Here is a 25,337-nt window from a genome sequence, read left to right as displayed (position 1 = left end):
CGGGACGGCCGGAGCCCGTACCGCCACCGGACACGGAGCCCCGATATGGTGCACAAGTGGGGAATCGACAGAGCGCGCGGGTGGGAAATCGAGGACCGACTCTGGAGGACGTCGCACGTGAGGCAGGGGTGTCCCGGGCGACGGTGTCCCGTGTCGTCAACGGCGTGCGCAACGTGGCCCCCGGTATCCAGCAGGCCGTACGCGACGCGGTCGCCCGTACCGGCTACACGCCCAATCAGGCCGCGCGGTCCCTGGTGACGCGCCGCACCGGAACCGTCGCCCTGGTGCTCTCCGCGACGGGAAGGGCCTTCGCCGCCCGGGTGTTCTCCGACCCGTTCTTCGGGCGGGTGGTGGACGGCGTGCTCCCGGTCCTGCGCGAGCGCGCGATCCAGCCGGTCATGCTGGTCGCGGAGTCGGAGCAGGCCAGGGCCCAACTCGTGGAGTACCTGCGGCGGGGTGGCGCCGACGGAGCGCTGGTGGTCCCGCTCGACGCGGACGACCCGCTGCCGTCGATGCTGGTGGCGGCCGGTGTCCCCACGGTGCTGTTCGGCCGCCCCCACGACTCCACGCGGTGCGGCTTCGTCGACCTCGACAACACCGCGGGCGCCCGGCTGGCCGCCGAGCACCTGTGGGCCACCGGCCGGCGGCGCCCCGCCACCATCGCCGCACCGGTCAGCGCCCCCACCGCGCGCGAGCGCCTCGACGGCTTCCGGGAGGCGTTCGCGGCCCACGGGGTGACGTCGGTGCCCGTCGTACGGGGCCGGTTCTCGGTGGACAGCGGCCGGCGCGCCATGGCGCGGCTGCTGAGGGAACACCCGGGGATCGACGCGGTGTTCGCCGCGAACGACATGATGGCGCAGGGCGCCTGCCAGTACCTGCGCGAGGAGGGGATCGCCGTCCCCGGGTCGGTGGCCGTGGTGGGCTTCGACGACTCGGTGGCCGCGCGGAGGGCGCGGCCGCAGCTGACCACCGTGCGTCAGCCGGTGGAGCTCATGGCGGCCGCGATGGCCGGCCTTCTGGTCGAGGAGCTCGCCGCCGGCGCCCGGCCCGAGCCGGCACCGCAGCCGCCCGAGCCCGCCTCGACGGTGTTCGAGCCGGTGCTCGTCGTCCGCGAGTCCACCTGACCGCGCCGCACCGGCACGTCACGCCTCCAGGGCGTCCAGTGCGGCGAGCTGTCGTGTGAGGCGCTCGGCGGACCAGGTGTCGCGCCAGGCCGCGAGCTCCCCGTCGTAGGCCCGGGGGACGACTTCCACGCGCATGATGAGGGTGAGGTAGATCCGGTAGAGGGCGAGTCGTACGCGGGCGCCGGTGTCGAGGGGCCGTCTTGAGCACCAGCCGCCGCCCGTCGGCGAGTTCGATCAGACGGGCGGAGTTGTAGAAGCCCCCGCTGAGGACGGTGTCCCGGACGACCGTCACGGGCCGAGCACGCGGCGCAGCCGCTCGGCGGCGAGCTCGTCGGCGTCGTTGTCGGGCCCCGGTGGAAGGGACGGAACGGCGGTGTCGGCCATGGGACGCTCCTGTACGGGAAGCCTCGGACGGGGACGGTGGGGCGACGGCGGTGCACTCCGGAAGGCCGTCCCGCCGGTGCCGGAGCGGCCTTCCGGAGTGTACGAGGGTGCTAGGGTCTGTCGTTTGGATCAGGCCGGATCAGGGAGCGGCGTCTGGTGCCGTGCATCGCAAGGCGGAGGAGGGAGTCGACGTGGTGGGGGTACCTCCCGTGCCCGAAGGGCTACGGGGGACGTCGGCGAGTGACGACAACGCGGCGAGGCGCGGTGCCAGACGCCGCGAGCCCGGCATGATCCAAACGACAGGCCCTAGAGGTGTCCGGTCAGCCGATGGTCGCCGCCCGGTGGGCGCGGATGATGTCCGCGTACCGTCGGCCGCTCGTCTTCACGGTCCGCCGCTGTGTCGCGTAGTCGACGTGGACGAGGCCGAAGCGCTTGTCGTAGCCGTAGGCCCATTCGAAGTTGTCGAGCAGGGACCAGGCGTAGTACCCGGCGAGCGGGGCACCCTTGCGCAGGGCGCGGGCGCAGGCGGCCAGGTGCTGTTCCAGGTATCGGGTGCGCTCGGGGTCGTGGACCGCGCCGTCGGGGCCGACCGTGTCGGGGAAGGCCGAGCCGTTCTCGGTGACGTACAGCTCGCGCACTCCGTAGTCCTCGGTGAGGCGCAGGAGGAAGGCCTCCAGACCGCCGGCGTCGATCTGCCAGTCCATGCCCGTGCGGGGGACGCCGGGGAGGCGGACCTCGCGGGCGTGCGGGACGGGTCCCGCCGGATCGTCGACGACGGTCACCGGGAAGTAGTAGTTGAGGCCGTGCCAGTCGAGCGGAGTCGCGATGGTCTCCATGTCACCGGCCTGCTCGGGCAGTTCGACGCCGTACAGCTCGCGCATGTCGGCGGGGAAGCCGCGGCCGTACACCGGGTCGAGCCACCAGCGGTTGGTGTGGCCGTCCATGCGGGCGGCGGCCGCGATGTCCTCGGGCCGGGTGGAGGCGGGGTCGACGGTGGAGTGGTTGGTGACGAGGCCGACCCGCGCGCCGGGGGCGGCGGCGCGGATGGCCTGGGTGGCGAGTCCGTGGCCGAGGAGCAGGTGGTAGGAGGCGCGGACGGCGGCCGTCAGGTCGGTGTATCCGGGGGCCATGCGGCCTTCCAGATGGCCGATCCAGCCCGAGCAGAGGGGTTCGTTGAGGGTGGTCCACTGGGTGACGCGGTCGCCGAGGCGCTCGGCGACGACGGAGGCGTACGCGGCGAGGTGCCCGGCGGTGGCCCGCTCGGTCCAACCGCCGCGGCTGTCCTGGACCCGGTCCTGGAGGGCCTGCGGCAGGTCCCAGTGGTAGAGGGTGACGGACGGGGCGATGCCCGCGTCGAGGAGGGCGTCGACGAGCCGGTCGTAGAAGTCGAGTCCGGCGGCGTTGACCGGTCCGTCGCCGCCGGGGACGACGCGCGGCCAGGCGATGGAGAGGCGGTACGCGTCGGTGCCGAGGCCCTTCATCAGGGCGAGGTCCTCGGGCCATCGGTGGTAGTGGTCGCAGGCGGTGTCGCCGGTGTCGCCGTTGTCGATCGCGCCGGGGGTACGGGAGAAGGTGTCCCAGATGGAGGGGGCGCGGCCGTCCTCGGCGACGGCGCCCTCGATCTGGTAGGCGGATGTCGCCGTGCCCCAGGCGAAGGACGGAGGGAAGGCCTCCAGGTCGAGCGCGGGGCGGGCGTCGGGGGATGCGGACACGGAGAACCTCTTCGTGAGGGGAGTGGACAAGGCCGAGAGGGCGGAGAGCGACGTCACTTGACCGCACCCGCGGTGAGGCCGGCGACGAGGTAGCGCTGGAGGAGGAGGAAGCCGACGACGACGGGGACGCTCACGACGAGGGAGGCGGCCATCACCTGGTTCCAGTACACGTCGTTCTGGGTGGCGTAGCCCTGGAGTCCGACGGCGAGGGTGCGGGTGGTGTCGTTGGTCATGACGGACGCGAAGAGGACCTCGCCCCAGGCGGTCATGAAGGCGTAGACGGCGACGGCGATGATGCCGGGCGACGCGGCCGGGACGATCACCCGGAACAGGGCCTTGATCGGCCCGCAGCCGTCGACCTTGGCCGCTTCGTCGAGTTCGCGCGGGATCGAGTCGAAGTAGCCGGTCAGCATCCAGATCGAGAACGGCAGCGAGAACGTCAGATAGGTGAGGACCAGGCCTTCGCGCGAGCCGAAGAGCGCGAGACCGGTGGCGTTGCCGATGTTGACGTAGATGAGGAAGAGCGGCAGCAGGAAGAGGATGCCGGGGAACATCTGCGTCGACAGCACGGTCACGGTGAAGACCCGCTTGCCCCGGAAGTCGTAGCGGCTCACCCCGTAGGCGGCGAAGATCGCGACGACCACCGAGAAGACGGTGGCCGCGCCCGCCACGAGGATCGAGTTCACGAAGTAGTCGGCGAGCGGGACGGTCTCCCAGATGTCGACGTACGGGCGGATCGTGAGCCCCGAGGGGATCCACTGGAACTTCCCCGAGACGTCCTCCAGCGGCTTCAGCGAGCTGGAGACCATCACGAACACCGGCAGCAGCACGAAGGCGGTGAGCAGGGTGAGGAAGATCCGCCTGGTCCACAGGAACGAGCGGGGCGCGGCCATCGGGGAGCGCGGGGCGGTGCGCCCGCGGGCCCCCGTCGTCCGCCGGAGGGCGTTCTCAGACATCGGAGGTCTTCCTTCCGCGGGTGGTGAGCAGGAGGTAGACGCCCGTGACGACGAGCAGGAAGAGCAGCAGCAGGACGGACATGGCCGCGCCGGTGCCGAAGTTCCACGTCTGGAAGGACGACTGGTAGATGTGCAGCGAGATCAGGTCCGCCGCTTCGGGTGCCGCCTCGCCGAACAGGACGAACGGCGTGTTGAAGTCGTTGAACGTCCACAGGAACAGGACCAGGACCAGGATCTGGTTGACCGGCCGCAGCGACGGCAGGGTGATGTGCCGGATCTGCTTCAGCACACCGGCGCCGTCGAGGGCGGCCGCCTCGTACATGTCCCGGGGGATGTTCTGCAGTCCCGCCATCACGGTGAGGAAGGCGAACGGCCAGCCCTTCCACACGGAGACGACGAGCAGGGCCCAGAAGCTGTTGTCGCCGATGAGCCAGAAGGCGGGACTGTCGCCGATGCCCAGCTGGTCGTGGAGGACGTGGTTGATCAGGCCGTTGTCCCGCTGGAACATGAACGCCCACGTGATGACGGCGGTGTAGACGGGCAGCGCGTACGGGACGAGGAAGAGGGTCCGGAGGATGCCGCGGCCCCGGAACTCCTCCTGGAGGAAGATCGCGGCCGCCGTGCCGAGGAACCAGCACAGGGCCACGGACAGGACGGTGAACAGGCAGGTCGTCAGGAAGGACCTGAGGAGCGCCTGGCCGACCGGGGCGTCGAAGTCGATCGAGACGGCGAAGTTGTCGAGGCCGGCCCACGGAGCTGCGGACCAGTCGCGGATAAAGAACTGGGTGAGCTCCTTGAAGCTCATGCCGATGCCCATGAGCATCGGGACGAGGTGGACGAGGAGTTCGAGGAGCAGGGCGGGCAGGAGCAGCAGGTACGGCAGTGCGATGCGGCGACGCCCGGAGCGGCGTGGTGCGGTTGCCCCTCCGGGTGCGGCCTTGCGCACCGCCGGGTCGCTCGTGGGAGCGACGGCGGTTCTGGTCATGGAGGGGCGGCCTACTTCTTGGGCATCTGCTGCTGGGCCTTTTCGAGCTTGGCCCGTACGGACTCGGTGGTGACGGGCCGGCCCGCGGCGGCGTCCGCGAACAGTTCCTTGACGGCCGTGCCGACCACGGTCTCGAACTGGGACTCCTCGGGGACCTGCGGGAGCGCGGCGGCGCTGCCGGCGAGGGTGTCGCGGATGACGGTGAGCGACGGGTCGGAGAACGCCGGGTCCTTCTGGGCGCTCTTGACCGGCGGAACCGATCCGTAGGCCTTGTTGAGGAGGATCTGCTCCTCGTCGCTGGTCATGAACTTCACGAACTTGAGGGCGCCGTCGAGGTTCTTGGTGTTCTTGAAGACGGCCATGTTGATGCCGGCGACCATCGAATTGGTCTGCTTGCCCTGGCCGGGCTTGCCCGCGGGGACCGGGGCCGGGACGACGCCCCACTCCTCGGGGGCCATGCCCTGGGAGGCGAAGGTCTGCGAGGGGGTCTGCCACAGGACCATGCCGGTCTTGTCCTTGGCGAAGTCGCTCAGGGACTGGTTCTGCGCGTACTCGGCGTTGCCGGGGGCGACGATCTTCTGCGTGGCCATCAGGTCGACGTACTGCTTGACCGCGGCGACGACCCCGTCGGAGGTGAAGTCGGCCTTGCCGTCGGCGGTGAAGAAGTCGGCTCCGTGCTGCTTGGCGAGGACGAAGACCTGGTGGATGTTGTTGGACAGGTTGGAGCCCTCGACGCCGATGCCCCACTTCCCGTCCTTGCTCAGCTTCTTGCCGGCGGCGATCAGCTCGTCCCAGGTGGCCGGCGGCTTGGCTATGCCGGCGTCCTTGAACATCTGCTTGTTGTAGTAGAGGGCGTAGGCCATGGAGTAGAGCGGGACGGCGGCCGGGTCCTTGCCGGCGGCGCCGGTGGAGCCGAGCGCGGAGTCGACGAAGCGGTCCTTGCCGCCGACGGCCTTGAAGTTCTCGGCGTCGAAGGGCAGCAGCGCGCCGGTGGACTGGAGGGAGGCGCTCCAGGTGTTGCCGATGTTGAGGACGTCGGGGCCCTGGCCCGAGGTGGTCGCGGTGAGGATCCGGTTGAGCAGGTCGGACCAGGGGATCACCTCCAGCTTGACCTTGATCCCGGTCTCCTGCTCGAACTGGTCGAGCTCGGGCTGGAGGACCTTCTTGTCGACCTCCAGGCTGGAGCCCTGGTTGGTGGCCCAGTAGGTGAGGGTCTTCGGTGTCGCCTCGCCGCTCTCCCCGCCGCCGCAGGCTGTGGCGGTGAAGGCGAGGGAGAGGGTGACGGCACCGGTGACTGCGGCTCTGATTCTGCGCATGGCTCCTGGGCCCTTTCGGGGGATGACGGGGATGCCGAACGAGGGGAGCGCCTGGACCGCTCTCCGTGACATCGGCTTAATTTAGGATGTGAGTTAAACCCCACGGGAAGGTCGCGTCAAGGCCTGTACTGCGGGTATGTTGGAACGAACGACTTCAGAGACGGGGACCCAAGTGCACGCGAGAAGTGGCCGCACGGTGCGTGACCTGCGGCGGGAGAACCGCACCGCCGTTCTGCGCAGGCTGTACTTCGACGGGCCGAAGAGCCGCCTCATGCTCGGCCCCGCGACCGGCCTGAGCTCCGGCTCCGTCAGCAACGTCGTCGCCGAGCTCCTCGCGGAGGGCCTGGTCGAGGAGGCCGGCAGTGTCGACTCGGCCGGCGGCCGCCCCCGTACCCTCCTGCGCATCACCCCGGGCAGCGGGTTCATGATCGGCGTCGACATCGGCGAGACCCGGATCAGGGTCGAGCTCTTCGACCTCACCCTCACCGAACTCGCCCGCACGGAAAGGGCCCTGGCCAGCTCCGGGCCCCGCACCGAGCGCTACGACGTCGACCTCGTCGTCGGCCACCTGCGCGACGGCATCACCGAGGTGCTGCGGGCAGCGGACGTCCCCGTCGAGCGCCTCCTCGGCGTCGGCGTCGGGGTCCCCGGCATCGTCGACCACAGCGAAGACGGCGCCGTCGTCCACGGCCAGACCATCGGCTGGGACACCGTCCCCCTGGAACGCCTCCTGCGCCGGGCCGTCGACCTGCCCGAGACCGTCCCGTACTGGATCGACAACGGCGCCAAGACCCTCGGCCAGGCGGAGATGTGGTTCGGCGCCGGACGCGGTGCCCGCAGCGCCGTCGTCGTCCTCTTCGGCTCCGGCGTCGGCGCCTGCTCCGTCACCGACCCCATGGAACCCGGCCGCGCGCTCGAATGGGGACACCTGACCGTACGGGTCCGGGGGCGGCGCTGCCGCTGCGGCTCGCACGGCTGCCTGGAGGCGTACGCCGGCGCCGAAGCCCTCCTGGAACGGTGGCGCGAAGCCGGCGGGCTGCCCCCGGCCGGAGCGGACGAGGAGACCGCGCTCACCGCGATGCTCGCCGCCGCCTACCCCGCCGACCCGGGAACGGAACCCGACACCACGGCACTCGCCGTCCTGGAGGAGACCGCCGAATACCTCGGCGCGGGCTTCGCCGACCTCATCAACCTCTTCCAGCCCGAGCGCATCCTCGTCGGCGGCTGGGCCGGCCTCCAGCTCGGCACCCGCTTCCTCCGCACCGTGCACCGGTACGCCGGCGAGTACGCGCTCCGCTACCCGGCGAGCCGTACGAGCATCGGCCTGGGCACGCTCGGCCCCCAGGCGGTCACCGTCGGCGCGGCCCTCCTGCCGCTGGCCGACTTCTTCGCCCGGGGCGGCCGCGGCCCAGAGCCCCGGCCCAGCACCCCTGCCCCCGCCTGGCAGGCCGCCCTCCAGGACCGCGTCTGACCCGACACGAGCTCACCGCGCGCCCGGCCCCGCTTGACCTTGACACCGTGACAAGGCTTTCAGTGGGGCCGAGGAGGTGGTCCCGATGACCGAGCGGAAAGACGCCGCGAACCCGCATGCGAACACCACGAGCACGAGCACGACACGAGCCCTCCGGGGGCTGGAGCACAGCAGCTCGTCGGTACGGCTGCGGGCGGCGCTGGCGGTGGGTACGAGCCCGGACCCGTGGTGCGTCGGCGCACTCATCGGACGCTGCGCGATCGAGCCCGACTTCTCCGTCCGCGAGATGCTCACCTGGGCGCTCACCCGTCACCCGGCGTCGGTGACGGTCCCCGGACTCGTCGGCGAGCTCCGCTCGGAGCACGGTCAGGCACGGAGCCAGTCGCTGCACACGTTGTCGAAGATCGGGGACCGGCGAGCATGGCCGGCGATCACGCGGGCGCTGCTGACCGACGCCGACGACGAAGTGGCGAAGAGCGCCTGGCGAGCGGCGGTCGCGCTCGTACCCGAAGGCCGGGAGGCCGAACTGGCCGGAGTGCTGGCGACGCAGCTCGGGCGCGGCGCACGCGAGACGCGGCTGAGCCTCAGCCGGGCCCTGATCGCGCTCGGCGAGGCGGCCCTGCCGACCCTGCGCGACACGATGGCGGACCCGGACCCCCGCCGGCGTCGGCACGCGATCGCCACGGAGCGGCTGTCGCGCGACCCGGATGCCGGATTCGATTTCGCGATCGAGGAGGCGAAGCGCATCGTTGCCCTCGGCACGACCGGCCGGGAGGAGTGACAGGACGGGTGCCGGGAAGGGGTGACGGCAGTGTTGATCGGTGAGGTGGCACGGCGGTCCGGGGTCAGCGCCCGCATGCTCAGGCACTACGACTCGCTCGGCCTGGTGCGGCCGACGGGGCGTACCGACGGCGGCTATCGCGAGTACTCCGGCGAGGACATCCGGCGGATCTTCCACATCGAGAGCCTGCGGTCGCTGGGGCTTTCGCTGCGTGAGGTGGGGCGTGCGCTCGACGATCCCGGCTTCGCGCCCTCGGAGCTCGTCGACGGCCTCATCCGTCAGACGCGGGAGCGCATCACGGCCGAGACGGAGCTGCTCACGCGGCTCCGCCGGATCGGCGCCGCCGAACCCGCCGGCTGGGAGGACGTCCTCCGGAGCGTCGCCCTCCTCCAGGACCTGGGATCGAAGAGCGCCGGGACGCGGCAGCGCGCGGCCCTGTCCTCGGTCGAGGGGGCTCCGGTCCCCGTGGAGGCGCTGGTCGAGGCGGCCCTGAGCGAGACGGACCCGAACGTCGCCGGAGCCCTGCGATGGGCGCTGGCGCAGGGGCTGGAGGGCGGACCCGCGCTCCTGGCGGAGGGCCTCGGCTCGCCGGTGGCCGCGGTGCGGGAGCGTGCCGTCCGGTCCCTCGCCGAGATCCCGGACGACGAGACGACGGCCCTGCTGCGGGACGCGCTGGCGCACCCCGACGTCGTGGTCCGCAGGTACGCGGCGCTGGCTCTCGGGGCGCGTGGTCTGGCCGACGCGGTCCCGACGCTCATCGACATGATCGTCGAGGAGGCGAACGACGTCGACGCGGCCGACGCGCTGGGCGCGCTGGCGAGCCGTCCCGAGTCGGCGGACGAGATCGCCGCCGGGCTCGTCGACCGCCTCGCCCACGGCTCCGCCCCGGCGTCCGCGCGCCGGCGGCTGGCACAGGCCCTCGCGGACATCCCCGGAGAGACGGCGTCACGCGCCCTCGCGGAGCTGTCGCACGACGAGGACCGGTCCGTCGCGCTGACCGCGGCGTACGTCGTCGAGCTGCGAAAGGCGCGGTAGCGGGCACGTCCCCGGGCCGCCGTCACGCTCCGTGTCCGCCGCTCGCTCGCTCGGGTGTTTCGCGCCTGTGGGGGTCCGCGACCGGGTCGAAGATCGTCGTACGCTCCGCCCGTAACCGTTCGCTGGAACAAGGGAGTTGTGGTGTCCACAGCAGTGGTGGTCGGTGCCGGGCCGGGGATCGGGAAGGCCGTGGCCGCGCGGTTCGCCCGGGAGGGATACGCCGTCGCCGTGATCGCGCGGACGAAGGAGACCGTGGCGCGAGTCGCCGGGGAGATCGGGCGGGACGGCGGCAGGGTGCTGGCCCTGACCGCCGACAGCACGGACGAGAAGGGGCTGCGGGCCGCCCTCGACACGGTCGTCGCTCTCCGCTCCGCCGGCCCGCCGCAGCGCCGCCGCGGTGGCGCCGTCGGTGCCGGGAGCACGCCCGAGGCCGAGGTCGATGCGGCCCGGCGCGAGCGCCTCCAGGGTGCCGAACTGCTCGGCGACCACGAGCGGGGCGTGGTTGGGCAGCATCACTCCGCCGGAGCCGAGCCGCAGGGTACGGGTCCGGGCCGCCAGGTGCGCGAGGATGACGGCCGGGCTGCTGCTGGAGATCCCCGGCATCGAGTGGTGCTCGGCCACCCAGTACCGGAGTAAGCCGCGGGCTTCGGCCAGTCGGGCCAGCCGCGCCGAGGCCTGGAGCGCCTCCCGGGCCGTGGTGCCCTCGCCGACGGCCGCCAGGTCGAGTACGGACAGGGGTACGGGGGCGGTTCCCCGCGCGGTGCCACGGATGAATTCGCTGTTGGACGCAGTCATGCCCGCGACAACGGAAAGCCGGTCGACAACATTCCCGAGTCACATGGTAGGGAAGGAAATCCGGCCTCACACACGGAGATCCCGGAGATCCCGCGAAGAAGGTGAATCCTTTCCGGGCCGCCCCGCCTCCTGTATGCGTACCGGCCGTACGGGCCGGCGGAACCAGGAGGAGACACCCATGATGGTCACCGGAATCGTCGTGATCGGAGCCCTGCTCGTGGGCGCGTGCAGCTGGCATCTGATGCGCCGCTACCGGAGCCGAGGCTGACCGGCGCGCGCCGCGGGGAGCCTTCCGAGTATGAGTAACCCATGAACAGACGCTTCTCCTGGCCGGACGACCGGCTGATCAAGGCCGCTCAGGACGGCGACGTCACCTCGCTCACCACCGTCGTCGTGCAATCCCAGCCGCACGTGCGCAAGTTCGCCGCGTCCCTGTGCGCCTCACCGCAGGACGCGGAGGACGCCGCGCAGGAGGCGCTGCTCATCCTCTACCGGAAGATCGGCACCTTGCGGGCCACCGGCGCGCTCGCCTCGTGGATGTTCCGGATCGTGCGCAACGAATGCCTCCGGCAGGTCCGGCTGCTCGCCTCGCGGCGGGGTGAACAGCCGGACGAGCAGGAGGCGTCCGCGGAACCGTCCGCCGAGGAAGCGGTGCTGCACAGGCTGGAGGTGGAGCGGATCGCGGCGGCGGTCAGCGCTCTGCCCCGTGACCAGCGGCAGGTCCTGATCATGCGGGACATTCAGGGCCTGCCCGGCAGGACCGTCGCCGCTTCGCTCGGTCTGAGCGGCGCCGCGATGAAGTCACGGCTGCACAGAGCGCGCACGACCTTGCGTCACTCACTGGCAGCGCCCGGTCATGCCGTCGACCGACCAACCGGAGGAGATCCACGACCGTGAACACCGTAGAAACGCTGAACACCGAGCACGCCTCGCACACCGAGCACGCCTCGCACACCACCAAGTCCGCCCAACCCGCCATGTCCGGAAGGGACTTCGCCAGCACGTCCGTCCCACGCCATCTGGCGCGCGGCGCCGTCGGCTTCGGGCTGATCATCGGCTCGATCGCCCTGGTGCCCGTCGCCGGCCCGGCCACCCTGCTGGCGGCCCCGTTGGCGCTGATCGCCTTCCGCGGCTGCCCCACCTGCTGGCTGGTCGGTCTGGCGCAGACCGTCTCACGCGGCCGGCTGGAGCGTCAGTGCGAGGACGGCGTCTGCACCCTCGCCAAGGCGCACCCGGCGGCGAGGGCCCCGGAGTAGCAGCCGCGGCCGACACCGACGCGCCGGCCTCCACGAACACCGGGTGGAGGCCGGTGCGTCGGTGACGTCGTCCGTCGCCGAGTGCGCACGTACGACCGGACGGATATCCGTTTCTTTCGGCCGGAGTGATCGTTGCACCCAAAGATCCATTGGGGTGACGCAGCGTCACCGGCATACCGAAAGTGCGTGCAATCCGTGAGTGTCATCTCCGAGAACCTGTGGCTTCCCCCCGAACGTCCAGGAACGCCCCGGCACGATGCCCGGCTCTTCTGCCTCCCGCACGGCGGAGCGGACGGGTCGGCCTTCCGGCCCTGGCACGGCTTGGTGGGCCCGGGAATCGAGGTCGTACCGGTTCAGCTCCCGGGGCGCGGGTTCCGTATGGCGGAGCCTGCCGAGAGGTCGATCGTCCGGCTCGGCGAGCTGCTCGCCGGGCCGGTCGCCGACCGGGCCGGCGTTCTTCCCTATGTGCTGTTCGGCCACAGCATGGGGGCTCTGCTCGCCTACGAACTCGGCCTCGCCCTCCAGGACGGCCCCAACCCCCCGGCGGCGGTGGTCGTTTCCGGCAGCGTTCCGCCCCACGTACCCCGCAGTACCCCCGCGATGCACCTGCTCCCGGACGAGGAGTTCATCCGCCGACTCGGCGCGCTGGGCGGCATTCCGCCGGAGCTGCTCGCCGAGGAGGAGTGGCTGGAGCTCTTCCTTCCGGTGCTGCGCGCCGACTTCGAGGCGGCCGAGACCTACCGGACCCGCGGCACGCTGTCGGCCGGTGTGCGGCTGATCGCCCTCGGCGGCTCCGACGACCCGGCGGCCCCGCCCGCCGAGGTCGAACGCTGGCGGGAGCTGGGCACCGACGTCACGGTCCGGACCTTCGCCGGCGGCCACTTCTTCCCCTTCGAGTCGAGCGACCAGGTCCTCGCCCTCGTAGCGGCCGCCTGCCCGGCCCGCTGATCCGCACCCCATCCGTACGGACCTCGCGAATCAAGGACTGTCTTTCATGAGCAACACATCTTTACGACGACGAGGGCGCTACGGCGTCGACGCCCCGAACTGGCTGCTGGCGTTCGGCGCCGGGGTCGTGGCTCCCCTGGCGGCGGTCGCCGCGGGCGGGCCCCGCCGGTTGCTGCGGATCCCGCCGGTCCTGGCCGTCGCGGGAGGGCTGTTCCTGCACGCTTCGGTTCGGGGCAAGTTCCTTGTCTGGGAAGAGCAGTTGGACGCGCTCGACCTGAAGGGCGACGAGCGGGTCCTGGACCTGGGCTGCGGGCGCGGAGCGGTGCTGACCGCCGTGGCGCGCCGGGTGCCGAAGGGCCGGGTCACCGGGGTCGACATCTGGCGCTCGGTCGACCAGTCCGGCAACAACCAGCGGACCGCGGCCGACAACGCCGCGCGGGAGCGGGTCGCCGACCAGGTCGACCTGGTCACGGCGGACATGCGGCGGCTCCCCCTCGCCGACGACCGGTTCGATGTCGTGGTGTCCAGCATGGCGATCCACAACATCACCAGCGCCCAAGGCCGTGAGGAGGCCGTGCGCGAGGCCTATCGGGTCCTCAGGCCGGGCGGTCGGCTGCTCATCGCCGACATCTTCCACGCCCGCCGCTACGTCGAGATCCTGCGCGCGGCGGGCGCGGCCGACACCACCTGCTCCGACGCCGGCCCCCGGATGTGGTGGAGCGGCCCCTGGGTGCCGACCCTGCTGGTGAGCGCGGCGAAGCCGGTCGGCCGCACCGGTGACGACGACCGAGACGGGACCCACACGTCATGAACCCCTCCGCACCCTTCCCGCAGGTGTACGGCCGACGGCCGAGCAGCTTCGTCGACCTGCTGCGGTCGCGGGCCGCGCGGCAGCCCGATCGCCTCGCGTACGTCTTCCTCGACAGCCACGGCGAGGAGGAGTCCCGCCTCACCTACGCGCAACTCGACCACCGCGCACGGGTGGTGGCGGCGACCCTCCAGGAGGAGGGGAAGACCGGCGACCGGGTGCTGATCCTGCACCCGCCGGGCCCCGACTACCTGAGCGCGTACTTCGGCTGCCTGTACGCGGGGGCGATCGCCGTACCGTGCTACCCGCCGCAGGCGCGGAACCTGGCCCGGGTCCGGGCCGTCGCCGCGGACGCCGCACCCACCGCCCTCCTGCCCGGTGACCGGATCACGGCCCGCGTCCGCGAGCAGCTCCTCGCCGCACCCGAGCTGCGGGACGTCACCTGGCTGCCGGGCAGCGCCCTCACCGCCGACGCCGAAGAGTGGACCGATCCGCTGGTCGGCACCGACTCCCTCGCGTTCCTGCAGTACACCTCGGGAAGCACCGGCGCGCCGAAGGGCGTGATGGTCTCCCACGGCAACCTGCTGCACAACTCCGCCCAGATCCAGGCCCGCACGCGGACCTCGGAGGACTCCCTCACCGTCAGCTGGCTGCCGCCGTACCACGACATGGGACTCATCGGCGGCATCCTGCAACCCCTCGTCGCCGGGTCACCCGCGGTCCTGATGGCGCCGGGCACCTTCGTCCTCGACCCCCTTCAGTGGCTGCGCGCGATCGCCACCTACGGCGCCACGTCGTCCCCGACGCCCCCCTTCGCCCTGGACCTCTGCGTCGACCGGGTCGATCCCGCGGACCACGAGCCCCTGGACCTGAGCACGCTGGACACCGTCGTCGTCGGCGCGGAGCCCGTACGCACCGCGACGCTGGACCGGTTCGCCGACCACTTCTCCCGCTGGGGGCTGCGCAGGGAAGCGCTGCGGCCCGGCTTCGGGCTTGCCGAGGGCACCCTGATGGTGTCCTGCGGGGAGCACCTCACCCCCTCCTCCGCGATCACCGTCGACGCCCCCGCCCTGGAGGCGCACCGCGTCGTCCCCGGCACCGCCGACGCGGGGCCCGGCCGGAGCCGTGAGGTCGTCGGGTGCGGCTCCGCCGTCGACGGGCAGCGGCTGCTCGTCGTCGATCCGGCCACCGCGACCGACTGCGGGCCCGACCGGGTCGGTGAGATCTGGGTGGGCGGCCCGAACGTCGCCCGCGGGTACTGGGGGCGGCCGGACGAGAGCGCGGCGGCCTTCGAGGCCGAACTGGCGACCGGAGAAGGGCCGTTCCTCCGGACCGGCGATCTTGGGTTCCTGCGCGACGGCGAACTGTTCGTCACCGGCCGCAGCAAGGACCTGATCATCATCAGGGGCCGCAATCTCTACCCGCAGGACGTCGAACGCCGCGCGGAGCAGAGCCATCCGGCGCTCCAGGCCAACTCCTCGGCCGCAGTGGCCGTCGACGACGGCGGCGCGGAACAGCTGGTGCTCGTCGCCGAGCTCCGGCGCGGGGCGGAGCTGCCGCCCGTGGCCGAGGTCGCGCAGGACATCGCCCGGGCGATCGCCGCGGACTTCGACGTCCGCCTCCACGGCCTGGTCCTCGTGCGTACGGGCACCATCCCCAAGACCTCCAGCGGAAAGATCCAGCGGCGGGCCATCCGGCAGGCTCTCCTCGACGGCACCCTCGCCGTCACCGCAGAGTGGACCGCCGGGGAGCTGACCGCCGGAGAGTGGACCGGCGGAGAGCGGAGCGCCGGGGGCACGGACTGCCTCCCTGACCAGCCCCCCGCCGACCGACCCCACGGCGCCGTCGAGGCCTATCTGAGCCGCCTGGTGGCGACCCTGGTGCCGGCGTGCGCGGCCGCACCCGACCGGGAGCGGCCGCTGCTCGACCTGGGCCTGGACTCGCTGGCCACGCTGCGCCTCGTCGGCCGGATCGAGCGCGATCTCGGCGTGGACGTCGCCGACGCCGTGTTCGACGGTGATCCGACCATCACCACACTCGCGGCCACCGTCCTCCGGCGGTGCCCGTCAGGGCTCCCCCTCACCGGCGAGGGCATGCTGCTGATCCCGGCCGAGACCGCGCACTCCGACACCGAGCCGGCGGACTCCCCCTCCGCCCCCTCCACCCACTCTCCCTTCCCTCAGACCGACACGCAGCAGGCGTACTGCCTCGGCCGCACGGGCGCCTTCGAACTGGGGAACGTCTCCACCCACGTCTATCTGGAGTTCGACGCCCCCGCTCTCGACCTGCCCCGGTTCGAGCACGCCTGGAGGCGCGTGATCGACCGGCACGAGATGCTGCGGGCCGTCATGCTGCCCGACAGCAACGAGCAGCGGATCCTCGCCGACGTACCCCCGTACGAGATCGGGGTGACCGACCTGCGCGGCCGCGCACCGCACGAGGCCGAGGCGGCGCTGGCGGCCACCCGGGACCGGCTGTCGCACGAGGTGCGTCCGGCCGACCAGTGGCCGCTCTTCGAGGTCGCCGCCACCCTGCTGGACGGTGGACCGCGCATCCACCTCAGCGTCGATTCGCTGATCGCGGACTTCTCCTCCGGGCGGCTGCTCTTCGACGACCTGTCCCGCTTCTACGACGCACCGGACGCCCTGCCTCCGGCGCCGGAGAAGACCTTCCGCGACCACGTACGGGCCGAGGCGGAGCGGCGCGAAGGGGCCGCGTACCGGCGCGCGCGGGACTACTGGTGGCGCAGGCTGCCGGAGCTGCCCCCGGCACCGCAGCTGCCCGCCGCCGCCCGCGCCGGATCGATCGACCGGCCGCGGTTCACCCGGCGGGAGACGACCCTGCCCGCCGAGCTCTGGCAGGGCCTCAAGGAACGGGCCGGCCGGGCCGGGCTCACCCCGACGGGCCTGCTGCTCGCCGCGTACGCCGACACCATGGCCAACTGGAGCTCCAGCCGGCACTTCACGCTCAACGTTCCGCGCCTCACCCGGCCCGTGCACGACCCCGCGTACCACGAGGTGTTCGGCCAGTTCGCGTCATTCACCCTGCTGGAGGTCGACTTCCGCGCCGATGGCTCCTTCCGGGACCGGGCACGCGGCCTCCAGCGGCAGCTCAGGTCCGACCTGCGGCACCAGGACGTCAGCGGCGTGGAGGTGCTGCGCGAGCTGATGCGGCTCCAGGGCGGATTCGACCAGGCGCTCATGCCGGTCGTCATGACCAGCAACCTCGCCTTCGCCACCGCGGCGAAGACCCCGCTGGAGCGGCTGCTCACCCCGGTCTTCGCCGTCTCGCAGACCCCGCAGGTCTCCCTCGACGAGCAGGTGCACGAGGAGGAGGGCGCGCTCCTCCTGAACTGGGACGCGGTCGACGAGCTCTTCCCGGCCGGGCTCCTCGACGACATGTTCGCCGCGCACACGTCCCTGCTGCACCGGCTCGCGACCGACGAGGACGCCTGGTCGCGGAGCGGGCCGCTCGGCCTGCCCCCGGCACAGGCCGAGCGGCGCCGGGAGAGCGCGGGCCCGATCAGGGCCGTACCGGACATCCAGGTGCAGCACCTCTTCGAGCGGCACGTGGCCGCCCGCCCCGACGCCCCCGCGGTGATCGCCCCGGACCGGACGCTGTCCTACGCCCGACTCGACACCGACGCCCGACAGGTGGCGGCCTGGCTCCGTGCGCACGGTGCCCGGCCCGGCCGACTGGTCGCCATCGTCATGGACAAGGGCTGGGAGCAGGTCGTCGCCGCCTACGCCGTCCTGTTCTCCGGCGCCGCGTACCTGCCGATCGACCCGGAACTGCCCGGCGCTCGTCTCCGCCATCTGCTCGACAAGGGCGAGGTCGACCTCGTCCTCACCCAGTCGCGGCTCGACGACCGGCTGGACTGGCCGGCCGGACCGCTCCGGCTCAGCGTGGACCGGCCGCTGCCCGCCGTCGCCGACGCGCCGCTCCCGTCCGTCGGCAGCCCGGCGGACCTCGTGTACACGATGTTCACGTCCGGCTCGACGGGCGAGCCGAAGGGCGTGATGGTCAGTCACCGGGCACTCGTCAACTGCCTGGTGGAGACGATCGAGACGTACGGGATCGATGAGCGCGACCGCTGTCTCGGGGTGACCGCGCTCCACCACGACCTGTCCGCCTTCGACGTCTTCGGCGTGCTGGGCGCGGGCGGCGCGCTGGTCGTGCCCGCCGCCGCCGACCGCCGTGACCCGGTGCACTGGAGCGAGCTGATCGCCACCCACCGGGTCACGGTGTGGAACTCGGTGCCGGCCATGATGGAGATGCTCCTGGAGAGCGCCGGCGAAGGCGACCGGCTCGCCTCGCTCCGGCTGGCCGTTCTCGGCGGCGACTGGATCCCGCTGGCGGTGCCGCCCCGGCTGGCGAAGGCGGCGCCGGGCGTCGAGGTGCTCGCCATCGGCGGACCGACCGAGACGACCGTGTGGAGCATCTGGTACCGCGTCGCCGAGGTCGATCCGGCCTGGCGGAGCATCCCGTACGGCACACCGCTCGCCAACGTCCGCTACTACGTGCTCGACGAACGGCTCCAGGAGTGCCCGGACTGGGTCACCGGCGAGATGTACGTCTCCGGTGTGTGCCTCGCCGACGGCTACTGGCGCGACGCCGAGCGCACCGGCGCGGTGTTCGTCCCCCACCCCGACACCGGGGAGCGGATGTACCGCACCGGGGATCTCGGCAGGTGGCTCCCGGACGGCACCATCGAGTTCATGGGACGGGCCGACTTCCAGGTCAAGATCCGCGGCCAGCGCATCGAACTCGGCGAGATCGAGGCGGCGCTGCTCGCCCACCCCGCCGTCGCCTCGGCCGTCGTCACCGCGACCGGACGCCCCGACCGGCCCGGCCACGACGGGCTGGTCGCCTATGTCGTCGCCGGGCCGGGCGCGGCCGACGTCGAGGAGGCCCGCCGCGGCGGCGTCACCGTGCTCGACCCGCTGAGCCGGGCCGCGTTCAAGCTCGCCCGGCACGGTCTGCGCCGGGAGCCCGAACGGCCCCGGGTCGTCCTCCCGCGCGTGCCGGGCGAGCCGTCGCGGCGGCGCAGCGACCGGGACTTCCTCGCCGGGCCGATCAGCCTCGCCGAACTGGCGGACTGTTTGCGCGTGTTGTACCAGGACGAGGTGGACGGTCTCGCCAAGTGCCGCTATCCGTCCGCCGGTGGCCTCTACCCCGTCCAGACGTACCTGTACGTGAAGGACGGTGCGGTGTCGGGACTCCCGGCGGGCACGTACTACCTCGACCCGCGGGAGAACGCGCTCGTCACTCTCGACGAGGGTGCGAGTGTCGACCCCGGGATCCACGCCCCGCACAACCGCGCCGTCTTCGAGGCGTCCGGTTTCAGCGTGTTCCTCGTCGCCGACCTCGACGCGATCGAGCCCATGTACGGCTCGATCGCCCGCGACATGTGCCTGCTGGAAGCCGGCTACATGGGCCAGCTCCTGATGGACACGGCGGCGCGCACCGACATCGGTCTCTGCCCGATCGGCGCGCTGTCCTTCGACCCGGTCAGGCCGCTGCTCGCGCTCGGCGAGCGCCACGCGCTGGTGCACTCCCTGCTCGGCGGCCGCGTGGACCGCGACGCGCCCGCCCGGCCCGCCGAACCGGCCGAGCCCCTCACCGAACGGCTCCGGGGGTGGCTCGGCGACCGGCTGCCTGCGCACATGGTCCCCGACCACGTCCTGGCACTGGACGGTTGGCCGCTCAGCGCCAACGGCAAGCTCGACCGGCGCGCACTGCCCGCGCCCCGGCAGGCCGGTGACGCGCCGGGGTTCGTCGCGCCGCGCACGGAGACCGAGGAACGGCTCGCCGCGCTCTGGCGCGAGGTCCTGGACCTGCCCCGGGTCGGTGTCAGCGACAACTTCTTCGAGCTCGGCGGGAACTCCCTCGCCGCGACCCGGCTGGTCGCCCGGATCCGCGACGGCTTCCGGGTGGCGATCGGCCTGCGCGAGATGTTCACGTCCCGCACGATCGCGGAGCTGGCGGTCACGGTCGACCGGCTCAGGGCCGCGGCGGGTGACTGAGGAGCAGGCAGGCACGTAGACAGGAAGGCGACGAGGGGATCCGACACCCGGTGGTGTCGGGTCCCCTCTCGGCTGCGGCGGCGTTGTCAGTGGGGCGCTGTAGCTTCGGAAACGTTCGAGGGCGTGTGCGAGAGAGGTGGATTCGTGGGTGTCGGGCGTGCGTTGAGGGTCGTTCTGGTCGATGTCAACGACGAGGTGGTGGCGGCCTGGCGGTCCGCCTTCGCGGACACGCCCGAGGTCGAGATCCGGAGAGGCTCCCTTCTCGATGTGGACGTCGACGCCTGGGTGTCCCCGACCAACGCACGGGGCCGGATGGACGGCGGTGTCGACGCGCTCGTCAAGCGGCACCTGGGTGCCGGGATCCAGGTGCGGGTGCAGCGGGCGATCCGCGAGCGGTTCGGCGGAAACCTTCCCGTGGGCAGCGCGGTGTGCGTCCCGTCCGGGGCGGCCGTACCGCGGTATCTGATCTCGACGCCGACCATGCGGCAGTCCTCGCAGAACGTCAGTGACACCATGAACGTGGCACTGGCGTGCGCGGCCGCGTTCCAGGCGGTGCACCTGCAGAACCGGGCGAAGCCCGGCAGCATCCGTTCCGTGGCGCTTGTCGGGATGGGTGCGCGGACGGGGCAGGTGCCCGCGACGGTGTGCGCCAACCTGATGTGGACGGGCTACACCCTGTTCCACGACCACGGGTTCGCGGACTACGACGCGTTGCGGGCGGCGGTGCTCGGGCAGCTCGACGACATCGAGGGCGCCGGGCCGGCACAGCGGGTGCGGATCAACGTACCGGAGGGGCCTGCCCTCTCCGCCGGGGACCCGTTGGGGCTGACCGAGCTGTTCGCCGGCGGCGGTGAGCCGTGGCTGCCGTTGCTCGGTCCGGTGATCGAGGCGCAGCCGGGAGCCGCCGACTTCATCGGCCCGAAGCGGAGTCCGGAGGTCGTGCCCGTACGGGAGTTGACGTTCCAGGCGCTGAAGCCGCATCCGCCGCAGAAGTGGAAGGTCGTCGCCTTCGGGCAGAACCCGTACCCGCGGGCGGAGAGCGCGACCGGCATCGCGATGTTCGACAACACCTTCGGCGACTGGAAGGACAGCCAGTTCGGCCGTGTGGTCAGCATGCGCTGCCTCATCAAGGCCGCCGCGATGTGGAAGTACGGCGTCGCCAAGAAGACGCCGATCGCCGACATCCGGGCCCTGTTGAAGAAGGAGGACACGGTCCAGCCGCCGGAGTGGTTCCAGGCGATGCTCACCCAGGGCGTGCTCCTGCTGAACGCGTCCCTGACGGCGAGTGCGGACGGGGCGGTGCCGACCGATCGGCACACGTCGTTCTGGCGGCCCGTGGCCGAGCAGATCGTCGAGGAGATCCTTCGGGCGAAGCAGGACGCCGGGGAGGAGGACCGGGGTGTGGTCTTCGCCTGGTGGGGCGCGCACGCCCGCAGTCTGAAGCGGGTCGTCCAGCGGCTGGAGAAGAAGTACCCGGGGGTCGAGGTCCGGCACCTGGACCACGCGAACCCGGCGGCGCAGGGCGACGTCTTCTGCGAGGGCGACCACTTCACCCAGGTGAACGACGCCCTGGCCGCGGTCGGGGCCGAGCCGGTCGACTGGTTGCCCCGGAAGGGCTGGGACCAGGACGGGGCGGGGCCGGGCGGGACGGCGGGCGGTGGCGTCTCGGAGCGGATGGGGGCGTTCATCGCGTCGACGATGGAGCTGCACCAGCTCTATCTGGAGCGGCTCACGAGCGTCAAGGACGAGGGACTCGTCCTGCCGCCGATCACCGGGGTGTTCGACACACCGGTGATGGACTTCCGGAAGGCCGTCGAGCCGGTGTCGCGGGTGCTCGCGAACCTGGACCGGCACATCGAGCGGTCGAGTCGGTTCGCGGAAGCCAAGGTCGCCGAGGCCAAGGCCGCGGCGGATGCTCAGGCGAAGGCGGCGGCGGAGACGCAGGGCGGATCCTCGGTGGCCGGGTTGTCCGCCGACGCGATCTCCGCGCTGTACCTGTACACGTGCGAGTCGGCCTTCTACCGCGAGATCAACGCCGTGCTGCGGTCCCCTGACCGGGAGCGGCTGGTGCCGTATCTGCCGTACCTGCGCCTGTTGTTCTCGGCGGTGGCGGGGTTGCCGGCGAGGACGGAGCCGTTGTGGCGCGGTGTGGCGCTGGACCTGCGGTCGCAGTACCCGCTGGGGCGGACGGTGACGTGGTGGGGCGTGTCGTCGTGCACGTCCGAGCTGGGCGTGGCCCGGGCGTTCCTCGGCAACCGCGGTAAGCGGACCTTGTTCGAGGTGACACCCGTACGTGCCGTGGGGATCCGTCGGTTCTCCGCGTTCACCGGTGAGGAGGAGTACCTCCTCACTCCGGGCACACAGCTGAAGGTGACGGAAGTGAAGGCGGAGCGTGGAGGGTTGTGCACGGTGCGGCTGACCGAGCTGGAGGGGCAGGGGCTGGTGTCCTGAAGCACGTGGCGCGGATGGCCGGTTGGGACGCTGGGTGGCGGGCGGCGGGGCCGGTATCGTGCGCCGCCGCCCGCGCCGGGCGCGCCGGTGGAGGGGCCGGCAGCGCCGTGCGCTCGCCGGATCAAGTGAATCCGGGCACCTGTGTGTTGGTCTGCTTATGTCATCGGGCACGTTCCGACCAGCGGTTCTCACCGTTGAGAGGGACGGGCAATGACGAGCGATGTGACCGAAGTCGAGCTGGAGGACCTCCTCCGCCGGGCCCTGCACGCCACGGATGCCGGCGCGCGCTGGACGGCCGATGCGGACGAGATGTGGTACCGAGTCGCGCCCCTGGCCGGGGCGCGGCGCGAGCAGGGGTGGAAGCTGCACGTGTCGGCGACGGTCGCCTCCGCGCCGGCGGTCCTCGGGAAGGCCCTGGAGGTGTTGCTGCGGGAGGAATCGGCGTTCAAGTTCGCCCGGTCGCTGGATCAGGTGAGTGCGCTCAACTCCCGTGCCACGCCGAGGGGAAGCTCCGGCAAGTTCATCACCGTCTACCCGCGCTCCGACGCCGATGCGGCCCGGCTCGCCCGGGAACTGCACCGGGCCACGGCGGGGCTTGCCGGCCCCCGGATCCTGTCCGACCGGCCTTACGCCGCGCACTCCCTGGTGCACTACCGCTACGGCTCCTTCGTCGGTCGGCGCCGGCTGTCGGACGACGGCTTGCTGGTGTGGTTCATCGAGGACCCCGACGGCAATCCCGTAGAGGACAAGCGCACCGGTCAGTACTCACCGCCGCTTTGGGCGGTCAGTCCGTTCCCCGATTCCGTGCCCGTCTCGCCGCGGTCGGCGGAACCGAGGGGTGCGGAGGAAGCTGCGGATACAAGGGACGCGGCGAACACGGCGGATACCGCGGATACCGCGAGCGTGCCGGTGCTGCTCGGTGGTCGATTCGCCGTACGGGAGGCGATCCGGCACACGAACAAGGGCGGCGTCTACCGGGGCAGCGACGTCCGCACGGGCGCACCCGTGGTGATCAAGGAAGCCCGCCCGCACGTGGAGGCCGACTCCTCGGGCCGCGACGTCCGCGACTGGCTGCGCGCCGAGGCCCGGACGCTGGAGAAGCTCAGGGGCACGGGACTGGCCCCGGAGCCGCTGGCCCTGTTCGAGCACGGCGGGCACCTGTTCCTGGCCCAGGACGAGGTGCCCGGCGTGACCTTGCGTACCTGGGTCGCCGAGCACTTCCGCGACGCCGGAGCGGAGCGCTACCGCGCCGACGCGCCCGCGCAGGTCCTTCGCCTGGTGGAACTGGTCGCGGCGGCCCACGCCCGCGGCTGCGTCCTGCGGGACTTCACCCCCGGCAACATCATGGTCCGCCCGGACGGCGAGCTGCGCCTCATCGACCTGGAGCTCGCCGTGATGGAGGACGAGCCCGCCCTGCCGACCCGGGTGGGAACTCCCGGTTTCAGCGCCCCCGAGCGTCTGGCCGACGCACCCGTCCATCCGACGGCCGACTACTACAGCCTCGGCGCCACCGCGTGCTTCGTCCTGGCGGGGAAGGTGCCGAACCTGCTGCCCGAGGAGCCTGCCACCAGGGCCGCGGAGCAGCGGCTCGCCGTGTGGCTGGCCTCCTGTACGGGTCCGCTCGGGCTGCCGGACGGCCTGGCGGAGATGGTCCTCGGGCTGATGAAGGACGATCCCGTCGAGCGGTGGGACCCCGCCAGGGCTCGCGAGGCTCTCCGGAGGGCGCACCCGGTGCGGCGGGCGAACCGCGCCGTGCCTCGCGCGGCACGGAACGACGGCCCCCACGACGCGGTGACCGGCCTGGTCGACCATCTCGTCGATTCGATGACTCCGGCGGACGACCGGCGGCTGTGGCCCGTGTCCACCATGGCCGGGGAGAGCGATCCGTGCACCGTGCAGCAGGGCGCGGCCGGCGTCCTGGCCGTCCTGACGCGGTACTGGGAACTCACCGGCGACGCACGCCTGCCCGGCCTGATCTCCACGGCGGGGCGCTGGATCGCGGCCCGCACCGATCTCCGCTCCCCACGCCCCGGCCTGCATTTCGGCGGCCGCGGCACCGCATGGGCGCTGTACGACGCCGGGCGCGCCGTCGACGACCGCGGGCTCACGGACCACGCGCTGGCCCTGGCGCTGGCCCCGCAGCAGGTGACCCCCCATCACGACATCACCCACGGCACAGCGGGCAGCGGGCTTGCCGCCCTCCACCTGTGGCACCGCACCGATGATCCGCGCTACGCCGAGCTGGCCGTCGACGCGGCCGACCGGCTGACCGCCGCCGTACAGCGTGACGCGACGGGCGTGAGCTGGGCGGTTCCCGCGGAAGCCGCTTCCTCGGAGGGCGGCAAGCGGTACCTCGGCTTCGCCCACGGAACGGCCGGCATCGGTTGCTTCCTCCTGGCCGCCTCGGCCGTCTCGCAGCGCCCGGAGCACAGGGAACTGGCCCTGGAGGCCGGCGAGCAGCTGCTGGCCGCCGCCGTGCTCACCGGCGAGGCCGCCCAGTGGCCCGCCCAGGCCTCGGACGTGCCCACGGCCCCGTACTGGTGCCACGGCGCGGCGGGAATCGGAGCGTTCCTCGTACGGCTGTGGCAGGCGACCGGCGACGACAGGTTCGGCGACCTCGCCCGCCGCAGTACCCACGCAGTCATGGAACGTGCCTCCCGCGCCGCCCTCACCCAGTGCCACGGGCTGGCGGGCAACGGCGACTTCCTCCTCGACGTGGCCGACGCCACGGGTGACCCCGTCTACCGCGCCATGGCCGAGGACGTGTCCCGCCTCCTCCTCGGCGAGCGAGCCCACCGGCACGGCCACGTGGTCTTCCCCAACGAGTACGGGGACGTCTCGACCAGCTGGAGCGACGGATCCGCCGGAATCCTGGCCTTCCTCGTACGGCTCCGGCACACCGACCCCCGGCACTGGATGGTCCAGGTGCCGGACTGAGCGACGGGAAGTCCGCCGCTCCCCCACAGGAAAGAAAGCGAAGGAGAAACCCATGGAGAACAAGGACCTCGAACTGCTGGCCCGGCTCCACGCCCTTCCGGAGACCGACCCCGTCGGCGTCGACGGAGCGCCGTTCGCCGCGACGTGCGAGTGCGTCGGCCTGCTGACCCTCCTCAACACCGTCTGTATCGGCATCAGCTGCGCCTAGGACGGACGGCACCATCCGGCCGGGGGGGGGGGGGGGGGCCCCCCCCCCCCGCCGCCCCCCCCCGGGGGGGGGCGGGGGGGGGGCCCCCCCCCCCCCCCCCACCCCCCGCGCCCCCCCGGGGGGGGGCCCCAACAAAATGCGCGC

General features: G+C 72.2%; 16 protein-coding genes and 3 pseudogenes. 14 read left to right on the top strand and 5 right to left on the bottom strand.

Features of this window, described 5'->3' with window-relative positions:
* The first annotated feature begins 80 nt into the window (after positions 1–80).
* On the top strand, positions 81–1,124 hold the full coding sequence (locus ACFWWU_RS36125) for a LacI family DNA-binding transcriptional regulator (RefSeq protein WP_384153113.1): 1,044 nt from the start codon (positions 81–83) through the stop codon (positions 1,122–1,124).
* Positions 1,125–1,828: 704 nt separating this feature from the next.
* Here the strand turns inward: ACFWWU_RS36125 and ACFWWU_RS36120 are convergent.
* From ACFWWU_RS36120 to ACFWWU_RS36105, 4 genes are read right to left on the bottom strand one after another with little or no spacing between them, the layout of a single operon-like run.
* Positions 1,829–3,220, bottom strand: a complete 1,392-nt coding sequence (locus ACFWWU_RS36120) for a GH1 family beta-glucosidase (protein WP_384153044.1) — start codon at positions 3,218–3,220, stop codon at positions 1,829–1,831.
* 53 nt (positions 3,221–3,273) lie between these two features.
* Positions 3,274–4,113 carry a carbohydrate ABC transporter permease gene (locus ACFWWU_RS36115; protein ID WP_384153110.1) on the bottom strand — a complete coding sequence of 280 codons (840 nt, stop codon included), beginning with the start codon at positions 4,111–4,113 and terminating at the stop codon, positions 3,274–3,276.
* A gap of 55 nt (positions 4,114–4,168) precedes the next feature.
* A complete protein-coding gene (locus ACFWWU_RS36110) occupies positions 4,169–5,161 on the bottom strand; it encodes a carbohydrate ABC transporter permease (RefSeq protein WP_384153041.1) in 993 nt (330 codons plus the stop codon).
* Between the two features lie 11 nt (positions 5,162–5,172).
* The gene (locus tag ACFWWU_RS36105; RefSeq protein ID WP_384153038.1) at positions 5,173–6,477 is read right to left on the bottom strand and encodes an ABC transporter substrate-binding protein; all 1,305 of its coding nucleotides are present in this window, start codon (positions 6,475–6,477) and stop codon (positions 5,173–5,175) included.
* A gap of 172 nt (positions 6,478–6,649) precedes the next feature.
* Between ACFWWU_RS36105 and ACFWWU_RS36100 the strand changes: the two genes are divergently transcribed.
* The 4 genes and pseudogenes from ACFWWU_RS36100 to ACFWWU_RS36085 all read left to right on the top strand — a co-directional run.
* Entirely contained in the window at positions 6,650–7,948 is a 1,299-nt protein-coding gene (locus tag ACFWWU_RS36100; protein ID WP_384153035.1) for an ROK family protein, read from the top strand.
* A gap of 85 nt (positions 7,949–8,033) precedes the next feature.
* On the top strand, positions 8,034–8,729 hold the full coding sequence (locus ACFWWU_RS36095; RefSeq protein ID WP_384153033.1) for a HEAT repeat domain-containing protein: 696 nt from the start codon (positions 8,034–8,036) through the stop codon (positions 8,727–8,729).
* 30 nt (positions 8,730–8,759) lie between these two features.
* Positions 8,760–9,764, top strand: coding sequence for a HEAT repeat domain-containing protein (locus tag ACFWWU_RS36090; RefSeq protein ID WP_384153030.1), 1,005 nt, complete (start codon positions 8,760–8,762; stop codon positions 9,762–9,764).
* A gap of 54 nt (positions 9,765–9,818) precedes the next feature.
* Positions 9,819–10,067: pseudogene (locus ACFWWU_RS36085) on the top strand (SDR family NAD(P)-dependent oxidoreductase); the annotation flags it as partial.
* A 72-nt stretch (positions 10,068–10,139) separates the two neighbouring features.
* Here ACFWWU_RS36085 and ACFWWU_RS36080 read toward each other — a convergent pair.
* Positions 10,140–10,559: pseudogene (locus ACFWWU_RS36080) on the bottom strand (MsnO8 family LLM class oxidoreductase); the annotation flags it as partial.
* Positions 10,560–10,868: 309 nt separating this feature from the next.
* On the opposite strand from ACFWWU_RS36080, the gene ACFWWU_RS36075 reads away from it, so the two are divergent.
* The 9 genes and pseudogenes from ACFWWU_RS36075 (at position 10,869) to ACFWWU_RS36035 (ending at position 25,193) form a co-directional block, all read left to right on the top strand.
* Positions 10,869–11,456, top strand: a complete 588-nt coding sequence (locus ACFWWU_RS36075) for an RNA polymerase sigma factor (protein ID WP_384153027.1) — start codon at positions 10,869–10,871, stop codon at positions 11,454–11,456.
* An 80-nt stretch (positions 11,457–11,536) separates the two neighbouring features.
* Positions 11,537–11,815, top strand: coding sequence for a hypothetical protein (locus tag ACFWWU_RS36070; RefSeq protein ID WP_384153108.1), 279 nt, complete (start codon positions 11,537–11,539; stop codon positions 11,813–11,815).
* Positions 11,816–12,001: 186 nt separating this feature from the next.
* A complete protein-coding gene (locus ACFWWU_RS36065; protein ID WP_384153024.1) occupies positions 12,002–12,763 on the top strand; it encodes a thioesterase II family protein in 762 nt (253 codons plus the stop codon).
* 46 nt (positions 12,764–12,809) lie between these two features.
* Positions 12,810–13,574 (top strand): class I SAM-dependent methyltransferase, encoded by a 765-nt coding sequence (locus tag ACFWWU_RS36060; RefSeq protein WP_384153021.1) that lies wholly within the window; start codon positions 12,810–12,812, stop codon positions 13,572–13,574.
* Entirely contained in the window at positions 13,571–19,597 is a 6,027-nt protein-coding gene (locus ACFWWU_RS36055) for an amino acid adenylation domain-containing protein (protein WP_384153018.1), read from the top strand. The genes ACFWWU_RS36060 and ACFWWU_RS36055 overlap by 4 nt, the downstream gene beginning before the upstream one ends.
* 123 nt (positions 19,598–19,720) lie before the next feature.
* Positions 19,721–20,242: pseudogene (locus ACFWWU_RS36050) on the top strand (macro domain-containing protein); the annotation flags it as partial.
* 222 nt (positions 20,243–20,464) lie between these two features.
* Positions 20,465–22,048 (top strand): ADP-ribosyltransferase domain-containing protein, encoded by a 1,584-nt coding sequence (locus ACFWWU_RS36045; protein WP_384153105.1) that lies wholly within the window; start codon positions 20,465–20,467, stop codon positions 22,046–22,048.
* Between the two features lie 210 nt (positions 22,049–22,258).
* Positions 22,259–24,985 carry a class IV lanthionine synthetase LanL gene (gene lanL, locus ACFWWU_RS36040; RefSeq protein WP_384153015.1) on the top strand — a complete coding sequence of 909 codons (2,727 nt, stop codon included), beginning with the start codon at positions 22,259–22,261 and terminating at the stop codon, positions 24,983–24,985.
* A 52-nt stretch (positions 24,986–25,037) separates the two neighbouring features.
* Complete coding sequence (locus ACFWWU_RS36035) at positions 25,038–25,193, top strand: VenA family class IV lanthipeptide (protein ID WP_384153012.1); 156 nt, start codon at positions 25,038–25,040, stop codon at positions 25,191–25,193.
* The last annotated feature ends 144 nt before the right edge of the window (positions 25,194–25,337 follow it).

The organism is Streptomyces sp. NPDC058650 (assembly GCF_042717315.1).
Taxonomy (GTDB): domain Bacteria; phylum Actinomycetota; class Actinomycetes; order Streptomycetales; family Streptomycetaceae; genus Streptomyces.
The sequence above is the reverse complement of the archived record's forward strand: the minus strand, read 5'-3'. Positions and strand labels throughout refer to the sequence as shown.

Bases quoted from the DNA above. Each gene is read 5' to 3' on its own strand.
- ACFWWU_RS36110 (WP_384153041.1), bottom strand. From the start codon at position 5,161: ATGACCAGAACCGCCGTCGCTCCCACGAGCGACCCGGCGGTGCGCAAG.
- lanL (WP_384153015.1), top strand. From the start codon at position 22,259: ATGACGAGCGATGTGACCGAAGTCGAGCTGGAGGACCTCCTCCGCCGG.
- ACFWWU_RS36095 (WP_384153033.1), top strand. From the start codon at position 8,034: ATGACCGAGCGGAAAGACGCCGCGAACCCGCATGCGAACACCACGAGC.
- ACFWWU_RS36035 (WP_384153012.1), top strand. From the start codon at position 25,038: ATGGAGAACAAGGACCTCGAACTGCTGGCCCGGCTCCACGCCCTTCCG.
- ACFWWU_RS36060 (WP_384153021.1), top strand. From the start codon at position 12,810: ATGAGCAACACATCTTTACGACGACGAGGGCGCTACGGCGTCGACGCC.
- ACFWWU_RS36075 (WP_384153027.1), top strand. From the start codon at position 10,869: ATGAACAGACGCTTCTCCTGGCCGGACGACCGGCTGATCAAGGCCGCT.
- ACFWWU_RS36055 (WP_384153018.1), top strand. From the start codon at position 13,571: ATGAACCCCTCCGCACCCTTCCCGCAGGTGTACGGCCGACGGCCGAGC.
- ACFWWU_RS36105 (WP_384153038.1), bottom strand. From the start codon at position 6,477: ATGCGCAGAATCAGAGCCGCAGTCACCGGTGCCGTCACCCTCTCCCTC.
- ACFWWU_RS36070 (WP_384153108.1), top strand. From the start codon at position 11,537: ATGTCCGGAAGGGACTTCGCCAGCACGTCCGTCCCACGCCATCTGGCG.
- ACFWWU_RS36115 (WP_384153110.1), bottom strand. From the start codon at position 4,113: ATGGCCGCGCCCCGCTCGTTCCTGTGGACCAGGCGGATCTTCCTCACC.